A 13,360-nucleotide genomic window follows, 5' to 3' on the forward strand; every position below is an offset into this window, starting at 1 on the left:
AAAACATATTACTATAATATTTTTTTTAAAATTATCATTTGTACATCATTATGGTAAGAACTAAAAAATTTTATTTATATTCAAGATAGAATATAATAAACAAACTAACAATATAATTATTATTTTTGCAAGGAGCAAACAATGCTGATTTTAACTCGAAGAGTTGGAGAAACACTAGTTATTGGAGATGAAATCACTGTAACTGTTCTCGGTGTAAAAGGAAATCAAGTTCGACTGGGTGTAAATGCACCTAAAGAAATTTCAGTACATCGAGAAGAAATATATCAAAGAATTCAAGCAGAAAAAAAACAAGAATCTAATTATTAAATTTCTTTACGTCTTACATCTTTAAGAATTGTAAGACGTAGAGTCTAATAAAAAATTATTTGATTTTTTAACATAAAAAACGTATCATTAAAAATAAATAAAGCAGATAATACTATCTAATAACTATTAGATAAAAAAATATAAGGTGAGATGGCCGAGTGGTTTAAGGCGCTCCCCTGCTAAGGGAGTATGTGTAACTAGCATCGAGGGTTCGAATCCCTCTCTCACCGAAATTTTATAATTTGCATCCGTAGCTCAGATGGATAGAGTACTCGGCTACGAACCGAGCGGTCGGAGGTTCGAATCCTTCCGGATGCAATATAAAATAATTAAATATCAATAGAAATATTAATTAAAGTACTAAAATATAAAATCAATATTAAAATAACGAATAAAATTCTAATTAATTTTTTTTAATCAATAAATAATTATCAATCAATAATATCATTTTAAAAAATTATTTTAAAATGATAATAATAAAATTATATATCAAGGATTTTATTTTGATTCCTACTCTATCAAATGAATTAAAATGGCTAAAAGATAATGTTATTACCTTAAAAAATATTTGTAGAGGCATAGAAAGAGAAACGTTACGTATAAATTTAGATGGTCAATTATCCAATATCCCACATCCATTTTTTCTTGGATCTGCTTTAACAAATAAATGGATTACAACTGATTTTTCTGAAAGTTCATTAGAATTTATTACTCCAGTAAATAATGATATTAATTTTTTACTAAATTTTTTAAATCATTCTTACCATTTTGTCAGTCAAAATATTATTAATGAACGTATGTGGCCATTAAGTATTCCATTGTTACCAAAAAATGAAAATATGATACCAATTGCTCAATATGGATCATCAAAAATAGGAGAAAAAAAAACAATATATAGACAAGGATTAAAAAATCGATATGGATCTTCTATGCATATGATTTCGGGTATACATTATAATTTTTCTTTATCTTTAGATTTTTGGAAAAAGTGGAAAAAAATTAATAATCATAAGATTAACTATATTTCTGAAGGATATTTTAAAATAATTAGAAATTATCATCGATTTGGATGGATAATACCATATCTTTTCGGATCTTCACCTACATTATGTTCTAACTTAATTAAAAATAAAAAAAATATACATTATTTAAAAAAAAATAAAAAAGTAGATTTTTATGCACCATGGTCTACTTCTTTGAGATTAAGTAACTTTGGTTATAAAAATTATTCACATACTAAATTAAATATGAAATTTAATTCTTTAAATGAATATTTATTTAATTTAAAATATGCTATTAATACTCCTTTTGAAAAATTTGAAAAAATAGGATTAAAAAATTCAATAGGTTTATATAATCAACTCAATACTAATATATTACAAATGGAAAACGAACTATATACTCCTGTTAGACCAAAAATATTATTAAAATCTGGAGAATCATATTTAAAAAAATTATCCAAAAAAGGAATTGAATATATTGAAATTCGTTCACTAGATATCAATCCATTTTATCCTATTGGAATCAACAAAGAACAAATCCTTTTCTTAGATTTATTATTAATCTGGTGTCTACTAATTCATTCTCCTTTTTTAACAAAAACAGAATTAAAAATTGTCTATGAAAACTGGAATCGTGTAATTTTTGAAGGAAGAAAACCAAATCAACATATATTGATTAATAAAAACAAAGATTCTGTATCTTTAATGACTATCGGTAAAACTATTTTCCAAGATTTATTTAAAATAGCTGAAATTCTAGACTTAAATAATAATAATAATAATTATTATAATGTCTGTTTAGAACTAATTAAATATTTTGATAATACTGAATTGACGTACTCAGCTCAATTATTAGATAAATTAATAAAATATGGTATAAAAAATACAGGTCTAGAATTAGCAAATAAATATTATGAATATTATAAATTAAAACCATTAAATAAGAATATTAATGATTTATTTTTAAAAGAATCAAAGCGTTCTATTAAAGAACAAGATATAATAGAAAAAATTAATAAAAGTTCATTTTTAAAATAAAAATTAATTTTTATTTTAAAAATGAATTATTTTTATATTTAATTTAAATCATTTTTAATAAAAAATAAAATATTAAAAAAATAATTTTTAGATAATTTAATATACATTTTATTGTATATGTAATATGAATATATTTTAATTTTGACGGTATAATTTAAAAAATAATATATTTACTAGGAGTAAAAACTGAAAATAAAGATATATCCCATGCATTTATTGAAAATGTATTAAAATACTGAAAATCATATGCTAATCCTACCAAAAAACAATTTTTTTTTGAACAGGCAAGTGTGTGATCATAAAAACCTTTTCCCATTCCTAATCTATTGCCAAATTTATTAAATGCTACTAAAGGCAAAAAAATTAAATCTAAATTATCAACTAAACATATTTTATCTTTTATTTTTGGTTCAAAAATACCAAATATATTTTTTATTAATATAGAATGTGAATGATATTCATAAAATAATATTTTTCTTTTTTCTAAAGTACTAATAACAGGTAAAAAAATATTTTTTTTTTCAGCCATAATTGAAAAATTAATGGATTAGTATTTATTTCACCATCAAAAGATAAAAAAATTCCAATATTATTAGATTTATTAATAATATTATTATTTAAAACCAGCTTAGATATTTTTAAAGAAGAAACGTATCTAGTTTTTAATGAAATATTTTTTCTATATAATCGTATACAATGTCTAATTTCATTATTGTCTAACATAAATTATCCTATATGAAAATATTGTTTAAAAAATATATTTTATATAAAATATTTTATTATCATTAATTGATAATCATTATCAAATTGGTTTTTTTTAAATTTAATTATTTATAATAGTTTTTATGCCATTTTTAGTACCCACAAGTAAAATATCAGCTTTTCTTTGAGCAAAAATACCAACTGTTACAACTCCTGGAAAAGAATTAATTTTTTGTTCCATGTTCAAAGGATCAGTAATATTTAAATTATATACATCAACAATTAAATTTCCATTATCAGTAATCACATTTTTACGTAATTTAGCTTCTCCACCTAATTTATTCAATTCAGAAATAATATAAGAAGAAGCCATAGGAATAATTTCAACAGGAAGAGGAAATTGACCTAATACATTTACTTGCTTTGATTCATCTACAATACAAATAAATTTTTTTGATACCGACGCTAAAATTTTTTCTTTAGTTAAAGCTTCTCCTCCGCCTTTAATCATCTGTAAATTATTATTAACTTCATCTGCACTATCAATATAAATAGATAAAGTACCAACTTCATTTAAATCAAATACTGGTATTCCTAAATTATTCAAACAAATCGTAGAAGAAATAGAACTAGAGACTGTACCTTTAATTAATTTTTTTATACTACCTAACTCCTGAATAAAATAAGAAACAGTAGTTCCTGTACCTATTCCTATAATAGAATTAGGAGTAATATAATCTAATACTTTATGTGCTACAGATTTTTTTAAATGATTATAAAGCATAATTTAAGAACCTATATTCTATATCAATAACATTAATTTATATACAAAATGACATTTAAAAATATTTAAAAAATAAATTAAAATTAAAAAAAATAAATTTTTATATTACATGATTATTTACAAAAATAATAATAAAATTTTTTATGAACAATTCAGTATAAAAACATTTCCAACAAAAAATTATTTATAATTTTTTGTTGGAAATATCAATACATTTAAATTTAAAATCATAGTATATTTATATTGAATTTTAGTATATTTATAATATATATATATGGCTGGGACACCTGGATTCGAACCAGGGATGCCGGTATCAAAAACCGGTGCCTTACCACTTGGCTATGTCCCAAATTATGATGTTATAAATTATTTTAAAATACTTATACGGAAGGCGAGACTCGAACTCGCAAATCTTTCGATGTCAGATCCTAAATCTGGTGCGTTTACCAATTCCGCCACTTCCGCTATAATAATTTATTTTATAAAAACAAACATATTATATATTGGCTATGACGGGAATTGAACCCATGACCCCAGCGTTATGAGTGCTGTGCTCTAACCAACTGAGCTACATAGCCTTGAATATAAATAATTTATTTTAAAATAAAAAATATTTTAAAACATTACTTATTTTAAAATTTATAATTTATAATAAATATAATACTATATTTTTATTATATCATCAATAGACTTATGAATTTCTTATTAAAATAATTAATATGCCAATAATATTTAAAAAATTTTTTTATATATATTTAAGTATTTTTTAATAATAACCACTATAAAAATAAAAACAAATGAAAAAAATAATTCAATTTAAAAAAAATAATTTTATTAAAAAAATTATTTATTTAGACCTAAAAAATAACAAATATTCTCAAATTCATACAAGATTTCCACCTGAACCAAATGGATATTTACATCTTGGACATGCAAAAGCTTTATGTTTAAATTTTGGAATAGCTAATGATTACCAAGGATATTGTAATCTAAGATTCGATGATACAAACCCGAAAAAAACTAAAAAAAAATACATTAATTCAATTATCAATGATATCCAATGGCTTGGATTTAAATGGAATGGAAAAATTCATTATACTTCTGAATATTTTAAAATTTTATATGAATATGCTATACAATTAATTAATAAAGAACTAGCTTATGTGGATTTATTAGATAAAAATCAAATCAAAGAATATCGTGGTACACTAACTCAAAAAGGTAAAAATAGTCCTTATAGAAATCATACAATTGAACAAAACATCAAATTATTTCGACAAATGCAAAATGGCGAGCTAAATCCAGGGACAGCCTGTTTAAGAGCAAAAATAGATATGGAATCCAATTATATGATTATGAGAGATCCTGTATTATATCGTATTATATTTTCAAAAAATGATAGTAATCATCATAAATGGTATATTTATCCAACATATGATTTTAGTCATTGTATATCTGATTCTATTGAAGGCATTACTCATTCGTTATGTACATTAGAATTCACAGAAAATAAAAAAATATATGATTGGATACTTAAAAATATTAATATAAAAAATATTCCTAAACAATATGAATATTCTAGATTACAATTAGAATATTCAATTCTTTCTAAAAGAAAACTACAAACATTAATTGATAATAAAATTGTTAAAGGATGGGATGATCCAAGAATGCCAACAATTTCTGGGTTAAAAAGAAGAGGTTATACACCTCAATCAATAACAAATTTTTGTAAAAAAATAGGAATTACCAAACAAGAAAATATAATAGAATTATCTTTATTAGAATGCTGTATCAGAAATGAACTAAATTATACTGCTCCAAGAATAATGGCAATTTTAAATCCAATTAAAATAATTATTACTAATTATCCCATAAACTATGTAGAAAAATTGATTGTACCTAACCATCCAAATAGACCAGAATTAGGCACAAGAACATTATTGTTTTATCGAGAAATATATATTGATCAATCAGATTTTTCTGAAGAAGACAACCCAAACTATAAAAGATTAACTTTAAAACAAGAAGTTCGATTACGTTATTCTTATGTTATCCAAGCATATAAAATAAAAAAAGACATAAATAACAATATTAAAATTATATATTGTAAATATGATCCAAAAACATTAGGAAAATCACCAGATAATAGAAAAATTAAAGGTGTCATTCATTGGATTGCAAGTAATAATATTTGCAAAGCAGAATTTCATATATATAATCGATTATTTACTATCCCTAATCCTGAAAACAATAAAAATTTTTTAAATTATATTAACAAACAATCATTAATTATAAAAAAAGGATTAATTGAATCCAATATTATAAACAATCATGATCAACTTACATATCAATTTGAAAGAGAAGGATATTTCTATATGGAAAAAACAAAAAAAAATCATTTTATTTTTAATCAAGTGACTACATTAAGAGAAAATAAAAAAAATAAAAATAAAATTTTAAAAAAATAAAAATATTACATTTAAAATTGAATTATTATTTTAAAAAATTACTAATTAATGATAATGAAAAATTAATTTATTTAAAATATTTTATAATCATTAAAAAATTTTATTTGTTCTAAAAAATATTTTAAAATAAATATTAATATATAAAAATATTTTTTCAAAAAAAATATATTTATATATATATATATATTTATATAAAATAAATAAAAATAAATAATTTTATATAATTCTAAAAAAATAACAATAATTTATGCATGAAATCACATTCAAAATAAAATATTTAAACAAAATTGAAACATTTTTAAAAAACATTTTTTATATTCATAAAATGAATTAACTTAATCAATATGTTTTATTATCATATAATAATATAATTTAATATAATTTATTGTATGATATTCATATTACATTTTTTATCTCTGGTTCAGTATGAAAACTAATTATATTTTTATTACTGGCGGAGTCGTGTCATCATTAGGTAAAGGAATTACTGCAGCATCGATAGCTTCTGTTCTTGAATCTCGAAAGCTAAATGTTACTATTATGAAATTAGACCCATATATCAACGTAGATCCAGGTACAATTAATCCAATTCAACATGGTGAAGTATTTGTGACTGAAGATGGTTCTGAAACAGATTTAGACTTAGGGCATTATGAACGATTTATTAGAAAAAAAATGACACGACATAATAATTTTACCACTGGTAGTATTTATTCAGAAGTATTACAAAAAGAAAGAAAAGGTGATTATTTAGGTTCTACTATTCAGGTTATTCCACATATTACTAATGCTATTAAAAAAAGAATTCTTCAAGGATCTAAAAAAAGTAGAATTTCAATAATAGAAATTGGAGGAACAGTAGGAGATATAGAATCTTTACCTTTTTTAGAAGCAATACGTCAAATGTCTAATGATATCAATAAAAAACATATATTTTATATACATTTAACATTAGTACCTTATATTTCAGTCTCCAAAGAAATTAAAACTAAACCAACACAACATTCTGTAAAAGAGTTATTATCAATAGGCATACAACCAGATATGTTAATTTGTAGATCCGAATTTCCAGTACCAAAAAATGAAAAAGAAAAAATCGCTTTGTTTTGTAATATTCCAATCAAAGCTGTAATATCTTTACAAGATTTAGATTCAATTTACCAGATTCCAAAATTATTAAAATTAGAAGGTGTAGATAAATATATTTGTAATTATTTTAGAATTAAAGCACCTGAAGCTGATTTATCAGAATGGGATACAGTAATTTATGAAGAATCGCATACTAATAATATAATAACTATTGGAATAATAGGAAAATATATTGAATTACCTGATGCATATAAATCTGTTATAGAAGCATTAAAACATGCCGGTCTTAAAACTAGTACTATGGTCAAAATCCAATTAATAGATGCACAAAAAATTGAAAACAACAAAGGCATTGATTTATTAAATAATTTAGATGGAATTTTAATTCCAGGTGGTTTTGGGAAACGAGGAATCGAAGGTAAAATGATGTCTATTAAATATGCCAGAGAAAAAAAAATACCATATTTTGGTATTTGTTTAGGAATGCATTTGGCAATAATAGAATTTTTTAGAAATGTAATTGGAATAAAAGAAACTAATTCTACAGAATTTGATCCGAAATGTCAATATCCAATTATTGATATAATTTCTAATAATAAAAACAATAAAAATCTAAAAGCAACAAAAAAAAATAAAAAAGAAATACCAATAGGAGGTACTCTGCGTTTAGGTAGCAAAACATGTATTTTAGATAAAAATAGTTTAGTTGAAAAATTATATGGAAAAAATATTATTATTGAAAGATATAGACATAGATATGAAGTTAATCATCAACTATTAGATCAAATAAATATATCAGAATTAAAAATCACCGGTCGTTCTAAAAAAAATCAATTAGCAGAAATCATTGAATTAAATAATCATCCTTGGTTTATTGCATGTCAATTTCATCCAGAATTTACATCAACTCCAAGAGAAAGTCATCCATTATTTATCGATTTTATTAAAGCATCAATTAAATTTCAAAAAACAAATAATAATATTAATATCAAAAATAATTAAACAGATATTATTATTAATGAAAAATGGAAAAAAAATGTCAAAAATTAAAAAAATTATTGCTCGAGAAATAATTGATTCTAGAGGATATCCGACAATTGAATCTGAAGTTCATCTTGAAAATGGATGTATAGGTTTAGCTTCTGTTCCATCTGGAGCATCAACAGGTTCAAGAGAAGCATTAGAATTAAGAGATGGTGATCCATCTTATTTTTCAGGGAAAGGAGTCAAAAAAGCGATTAATATCATAAATAATGAAATTAACGAATTACTACATCAACAAAATCCTATGAATCAAAAAAATATTGATTCTATGATGATAGAATTAGATAATACCTATAATAAATCAAAATTAGGAGCAAATTCTATTTTATCAGTATCCTTAGCAAACGCCAAAGCAGCTGCTCATACAAATAAAATTCCTTTATACCAACATATCTCAAATATATATGAAAATTCTGGAATTTTTTCTATGCCATTACCAATGATAAACATTATCAATGGTGGAAAACATGCAAATAATAATATAGATATACAAGAATTCATGATTCAACCAATTAGTGCAAAAAATATCAAAGAAGCAATACATATGGGATCAACAATATTCCATAAATTATCAGAAATATTACAAAAAAAAGGTATGAATACTGCTGTTGGAGATGAAGGAGGCTATGCTCCAAATTTAAATTCTAATGCAGATGCTTTAAAAATCATTCAAGAAGCTATAGAACAAACAGATTATATTTTAGGTAAAGATATTACTTTAGCTTTAGATTGTGCAGCTTCTGAATTATACGATAACAAAACTAAAAAATACTATTTAAATAGTGAAAAAAAAAGTTTTAATTCAAAAGAATTTACACATTATTTAGAAAAATTAACCGAGAAATATCCAATTACATCTATAGAAGATGGTCAATCTGAATTAGATTGGGAAGGATTTTCATATCAAACAAAAATGTTAGGGGGAAAAATTCAATTAGTCGGAGATGACTTATTTGTAACTAATACAGAAATTTTAAAAAAAGGAATAAAAAAAAATATAGCTAATTCTATTTTAATTAAATTTAATCAAATTGGAACATTGACAGAAACTTTATCAGCTATTAAATTAGCTAAAAAATCAAAATACACTACAATCATTTCACATAGATCTGGAGAAACAGAAGATTCATTTTTAGCTGATTTAGCTGTAGGAACTGCTGCTGGTCAAATTAAAACAGGATCAATGAGTCGTTCTGACAGACTTATCAAATATAATCAATTAATAAGAATTGAAGAAAAATTAGGATATTTAGCAGCACCTTATCATGGTAAAAAAGAATTAAATATGTTTAATAATTGTTGTAAAAATAAAAATAAAACAAAAAATTAATATCAATAATAATTCAATTAATAATATGTCTTATTTATGATTAATATTTTATTGTTTAAGAATGTTTATTCTAGTTAATTATTATAAATGTAGTAAACAAGAATATTTTTATTTATTTAAAAATATAATTTATTCTATAAAATATATAAGATATATATATAAATATATAATTAATGTAATTGATAAAGATAAAAATTTTATTAACATAAAAAAATCTCAAAATATTAATTTATATTTATACAATATATTTATATATACTACTAATATTATATTTTTAAAAATGAAAATGATAATAAATTATTTTATAAGTAGTCCATATTAAAATAGATATGGACTACTTATATTATTTAAAAGAAGTTTATTATAATAAAAAAACAAAATAATGTATAAAATTTTTAATAATATATCATTTTTAATAAAATATAAATAAATAATTATATATACAATATTATTTTTATATAATGTGTATTATTATTAAAATAATTATTTTTTTAAGAATAAAATTATTGTTATACAAATAAAACATAATATTTAATTTTTAATATAAATTATTAAAAATCATTTTCCATATAAAATTAAAATATAAATTTTTTATAAATAATTTTTCTCAATTTTAGTTCATCAATAATTTTTTTTATATTATTTTGTAATTTTTCAGTTCCATTGATATATATATCAGGATTTTTTGGTATTTCATAAGGTGAAGTCAAACCTGTAAAATTAGATATCAACCCTAATCTAGCTTTTTTATACAATTTTTTCGGATCGCGATTTTCACAAATTTGCAAAGGAGTATCAACAAATATTTCTAAAAAATTATTTTTACCAACAATCTTTCTGACTAATTCTCGTTCATTATGAAAAGGAGAAATTAAAGCAGTAATCACTAATAAACCAGCATCAATCATTAATTTTACTATTTCCGCCACTCTTCTAATATTTTCTTTTCGATCTGTATCGGTAAAATTTAAATCTTTACATATTCCGTATCTTAAATTATCACCATCTAATAAATAAGTACTAATTTGGTTCTGAAATAATAATTGCTCTAAATTACCTGATATAGTCGATTTTCCAGAACCAGATAATCCAGTAAACCATAAGACATGAGCTTGATGACCATGTAACTGTTCTCTTTTATTACGAGTAATTATATGATTCTGAAAACTAATATTTAAATTCTTAAATCTTTTCAAATTAGTTATAATTCTCTATTATGATGTAAATTTCTATTTTTCAATCTGAAAAATAACGAAAAATTAAATCTTTTAACTCTAATTCAAAAAATTTCATATTTTTAGAATAATTCATTTTTTTAAAAACAAAAGTATTTTTAATCATACCAGCTGCAACAGTATTATTGCTTAAAAGATCGATAAAAATTACACTACCTATAACAAAATTATTTAAATAATTATCTATAATAATGGATTCATCAAAAATCACTTTAACACGTCCAATACTATTAATATTTAATTGCGTAGTATTTACTTTCGAAAAAGTATTAATATCTCTTGTATGTAAAATTTCTTGAATATATATTCGTACAATTTTTCCAGCAACTTTCATCAAATAAAATTCTTTTTTATATAATGGTTTTTCTGACATCCAAACAATATCTATATCTGCTTCTCTAATAGGTTTTAATTTTGAATCAATATCTACGATAACATCACCACGAGAAATGTCAATATTATCATTAACTACTAAAGTAATAGATTGTCCTTTTTTAGCAATTTTTAAATCACCTTCAAAAGTAACAATCCTTGAAACGCTAGTAGTTAAACCTATCGGTAAAATTTTAATATTTTGTCCAATTCTGATTTCACCAGAAGCTATAGTACCTGAATAACCTCTAAAATCTAAATCAGGTCTATTCACTAATTGAACAGGAAATATTAAAGCATCATTACAATTATCTTTAGATATATTAATATTTTCTAATATTTTAAGTAATGTAAATCCTTGATACCATAACATATTTTTACTTTTAAAAACTATATTTTCACCTATTAAAGCAGATATTGGTATGAAATATACTTGTAATTTAAATTTTATATTTTTTAAAAAAAGACTAAAATCCTTACAAATATCTTCAAATACTTGCATTTTATAATCTACTAAATCCATTTTATTCACAGCAACAATTAAATGTTTTATACCTAATAAATTAGAAATAAAAGTATGTCTTTTAGTTTGCTCTAAAATACCTTTTCTGGCATCAATCAATAAAATTGAAGCTGAAGAAGTAGAAGCTCCAGTAACCATATTTCTAGTATATTGTTCATGTCCTGGAGTATCTGCAATAATAAATTTTCTATTTTTAGTAGAAAAATAACGATAAGCTACATCAATTGTAATCCCTTGTTCTCGTTCAGCTTGTAATCCATCTACTAATAATGCAAAATCCAAAGATTTACCTTGAGTACCATGACGTCGACTATCCTGATATAAAGAACATAATTGATCATCATAAATATGTTGTGTATCATACAACAAACAACCTATCAAGGTACTTTTACCATCATCCACGCTACCACAAGTCAAAAATCTTAATAAACTTTTATTATATTTTAAATTCAAATAGTTATTTATATTACTATTAATATTTTTATTTTTTAAAACAACAGATTTCATGTTTTTAGTTATCCTTAAAAATAACCTTGTTTTTTCTTTAATTCCATCGAATTTTGTTGATCATAATCAATACTTCTACCACTTCGTTCACTAATTTTTGAAATTAAGGTTTCTTGTATAATTTCAGGTAATGTTTGAGCAGTAGATTCAATTGCACTAGTCAAAGGCCAACATCCTAAAGTACGAAAACGAACCATACGAGAACTTACTGATTCATTACATTGGATTTTCATATTCTCGTTATCGACTAATAATAATTTACCATCTCTTTCTAAAATTGGTCTGAGAGAAGCATAATATAAAGGAACAACTTCAATTCCTTCTAAAAAAATATATTCCCATATATCTAATTCTGTCCAATTAGATAGAGGAAAAACACGAATGCTTTCACCTTTATTAATTTTACCATTATAATTATTCCATAATTCAGGACGTTGTTCTTTAGGATTCCAACGATGAAGAGAATCACGAAAAGAATAAATTCTTTCTTTAGAGCGAGATTTTTCTTCATCTCTACGTGCTCCTCCAAAAGCAGCATCAAATTGATATTTATCTATAGCTTGCTTTAAACCTTCTGTTTTCATTAAATCTGTATATTTAGAACTATTATATGTAAAAGGAGTAATATTTAATTTCATCCCATCAGGATTTTTATAAACAATTAATTCTGCATTTATGTTTTTTACAATTTTTTTTCTAAATGTATACATTTCTTGAAATTTCCATCCAGTATCTACATGTAATAATGGAACAGGAATTTTACCGGGATAAAATGCTTTTCTAGCTAAATGCAACATTACAGAAGAATCTTTTCCAACAGAATATAAAATCACAGGGTTATTAAATTCTGCTATAACTTCTCTAAAAATATAAATACTTTCTGATTCTAACTGACGTAAATGTTCAAAATGATTTTTATTCATAATTTTTATCTTTT

The 13,360-nt window shown here is 22.7% G+C and carries 11 protein-coding genes and 5 tRNA genes; 7 read left to right on the plus strand and 9 right to left on the minus strand.

The window, feature by feature from the left end; all coding sequences use genetic code 11:
• Positions 1–141 precede the first annotated feature (141 nt).
• The 4 genes from csrA (at position 142) to gshA (ending at position 2,366) form a co-directional block, all read left to right on the plus strand.
• The gene (csrA, locus tag AB4W51_RS01765; RefSeq protein WP_367676426.1) at positions 142–327 is read left to right on the plus strand and encodes a carbon storage regulator CsrA; all 186 of its coding nucleotides are present in this window, start codon (positions 142–144) and stop codon (positions 325–327) included.
• A 144-nt stretch (positions 328–471) separates the two neighbouring features.
• Positions 472–557 (plus strand) — tRNA-Ser (locus AB4W51_RS01770).
• A 14-nt stretch (positions 558–571) separates the two neighbouring features.
• Positions 572–645: transfer RNA gene (locus AB4W51_RS01775), tRNA-Arg, on the plus strand.
• Between the two features lie 185 nt (positions 646–830).
• Entirely contained in the window at positions 831–2,366 is a 1,536-nt protein-coding gene (gene gshA / locus AB4W51_RS01780) for a glutamate--cysteine ligase (protein WP_367676427.1), read from the plus strand.
• A gap of 154 nt (positions 2,367–2,520) precedes the next feature.
• On the opposite strand, the gene AB4W51_RS01785 is transcribed toward gshA, so the two are convergent.
• The 6 genes from AB4W51_RS01785 to AB4W51_RS01810 all read right to left on the minus strand — a co-directional run bounded on the left by AB4W51_RS01785 (position 2,521) and on the right by AB4W51_RS01810 (position 4,430).
• Positions 2,521–2,895: a 5-formyltetrahydrofolate cyclo-ligase gene (locus AB4W51_RS01785; RefSeq protein ID WP_367676428.1), complete on the minus strand. Its 375-nt coding sequence runs from the start codon at positions 2,893–2,895 to the stop codon at positions 2,521–2,523.
• A complete protein-coding gene (locus tag AB4W51_RS01790; protein ID WP_367676429.1) occupies positions 2,850–3,089 on the minus strand; it encodes a hypothetical protein in 240 nt (79 codons plus the stop codon). The genes AB4W51_RS01785 and AB4W51_RS01790 overlap by 46 nt, the downstream gene beginning before the upstream one ends.
• Before the next feature lie 100 nt (positions 3,090–3,189).
• Complete coding sequence (gene rpiA, locus AB4W51_RS01795) at positions 3,190–3,852, minus strand: ribose-5-phosphate isomerase RpiA (protein WP_367676430.1); 663 nt, start codon at positions 3,850–3,852, stop codon at positions 3,190–3,192.
• A 275-nt stretch (positions 3,853–4,127) separates the two neighbouring features.
• Positions 4,128–4,201: transfer RNA gene (locus tag AB4W51_RS01800), tRNA-Gln, on the minus strand.
• A 34-nt stretch (positions 4,202–4,235) separates the two neighbouring features.
• Positions 4,236–4,317, minus strand: a tRNA-Leu gene (locus AB4W51_RS01805).
• Between the two features lie 39 nt (positions 4,318–4,356).
• A tRNA-Met gene (locus tag AB4W51_RS01810) sits at positions 4,357–4,430 on the minus strand.
• Between the two features lie 219 nt (positions 4,431–4,649).
• On the opposite strand from AB4W51_RS01810, the gene glnS reads away from it, so the two are divergent.
• From glnS to eno, 3 genes are all read left to right on the plus strand, one after another.
• Positions 4,650–6,323 (plus strand): glutamine--tRNA ligase, encoded by a 1,674-nt coding sequence (glnS, locus tag AB4W51_RS01815; protein WP_367676431.1) that lies wholly within the window; start codon positions 4,650–4,652, stop codon positions 6,321–6,323.
• A 426-nt stretch (positions 6,324–6,749) separates the two neighbouring features.
• On the plus strand, positions 6,750–8,414 hold the full coding sequence (locus AB4W51_RS01820) for a CTP synthase (protein ID WP_367676432.1): 1,665 nt from the start codon (positions 6,750–6,752) through the stop codon (positions 8,412–8,414).
• A gap of 34 nt (positions 8,415–8,448) precedes the next feature.
• Positions 8,449–9,786 carry a phosphopyruvate hydratase gene (gene eno, locus AB4W51_RS01825; RefSeq protein WP_367676433.1) on the plus strand — a complete coding sequence of 446 codons (1,338 nt, stop codon included), beginning with the start codon at positions 8,449–8,451 and terminating at the stop codon, positions 9,784–9,786.
• Positions 9,787–10,361: 575 nt separating this feature from the next.
• Here eno and cysC read toward each other — a convergent pair.
• The 3 genes from cysC to cysD are packed head-to-tail and all read right to left on the minus strand — an operon-like array spanning position 10,362 to position 13,346.
• Positions 10,362–10,982: an adenylyl-sulfate kinase gene (cysC, locus tag AB4W51_RS01830; RefSeq protein WP_367676434.1), complete on the minus strand. Its 621-nt coding sequence runs from the start codon at positions 10,980–10,982 to the stop codon at positions 10,362–10,364.
• Positions 10,983–11,022: 40 nt separating this feature from the next.
• Entirely contained in the window at positions 11,023–12,423 is a 1,401-nt protein-coding gene (gene cysN / locus AB4W51_RS01835) for a sulfate adenylyltransferase subunit CysN (RefSeq protein ID WP_367676435.1), read from the minus strand.
• A gap of 14 nt (positions 12,424–12,437) precedes the next feature.
• Positions 12,438–13,346 (minus strand): sulfate adenylyltransferase subunit CysD, encoded by a 909-nt coding sequence (gene cysD / locus AB4W51_RS01840; protein ID WP_367676436.1) that lies wholly within the window; start codon positions 13,344–13,346, stop codon positions 12,438–12,440.
• Between the last annotated feature and the right edge of the window lie 14 nt (positions 13,347–13,360).

Source organism: Buchnera aphidicola (Eriosoma grossulariae), from assembly GCF_964059045.1.
Lineage (GTDB): Bacteria > Pseudomonadota > Gammaproteobacteria > Enterobacterales > Enterobacteriaceae > Buchnera_D > Buchnera_D aphidicola_A.

Coding starts and splice junctions, on each gene's coding strand:
- csrA (WP_367676426.1), top strand. CDS start 142: ATGCTGATTTTAACTCGAAGAGTTGGAGAAACACTAGTTATTGGAGAT.
- AB4W51_RS01785 (WP_367676428.1), bottom strand. CDS start 2,895: ATGGCTGAAAAAAAAAATATTTTTTTACCTGTTATTAGTACTTTAGAA.
- AB4W51_RS01790 (WP_367676429.1), bottom strand. CDS start 3,089: ATGTTAGACAATAATGAAATTAGACATTGTATACGATTATATAGAAAA.
- rpiA (WP_367676430.1), bottom strand. CDS start 3,852: ATGCTTTATAATCATTTAAAAAAATCTGTAGCACATAAAGTATTAGAT.
- glnS (WP_367676431.1), top strand. CDS start 4,650: ATGAAAAAAATAATTCAATTTAAAAAAAATAATTTTATTAAAAAAATT.
- AB4W51_RS01820 (WP_367676432.1), top strand. CDS start 6,750: ATGAAAACTAATTATATTTTTATTACTGGCGGAGTCGTGTCATCATTA.
- eno (WP_367676433.1), top strand. CDS start 8,449: ATGTCAAAAATTAAAAAAATTATTGCTCGAGAAATAATTGATTCTAGA.
- cysN (WP_367676435.1), bottom strand. CDS start 12,423: ATGAAATCTGTTGTTTTAAAAAATAAAAATATTAATAGTAATATAAAT.
- cysD (WP_367676436.1), bottom strand. CDS start 13,346: ATGAATAAAAATCATTTTGAACATTTACGTCAGTTAGAATCAGAAAGT.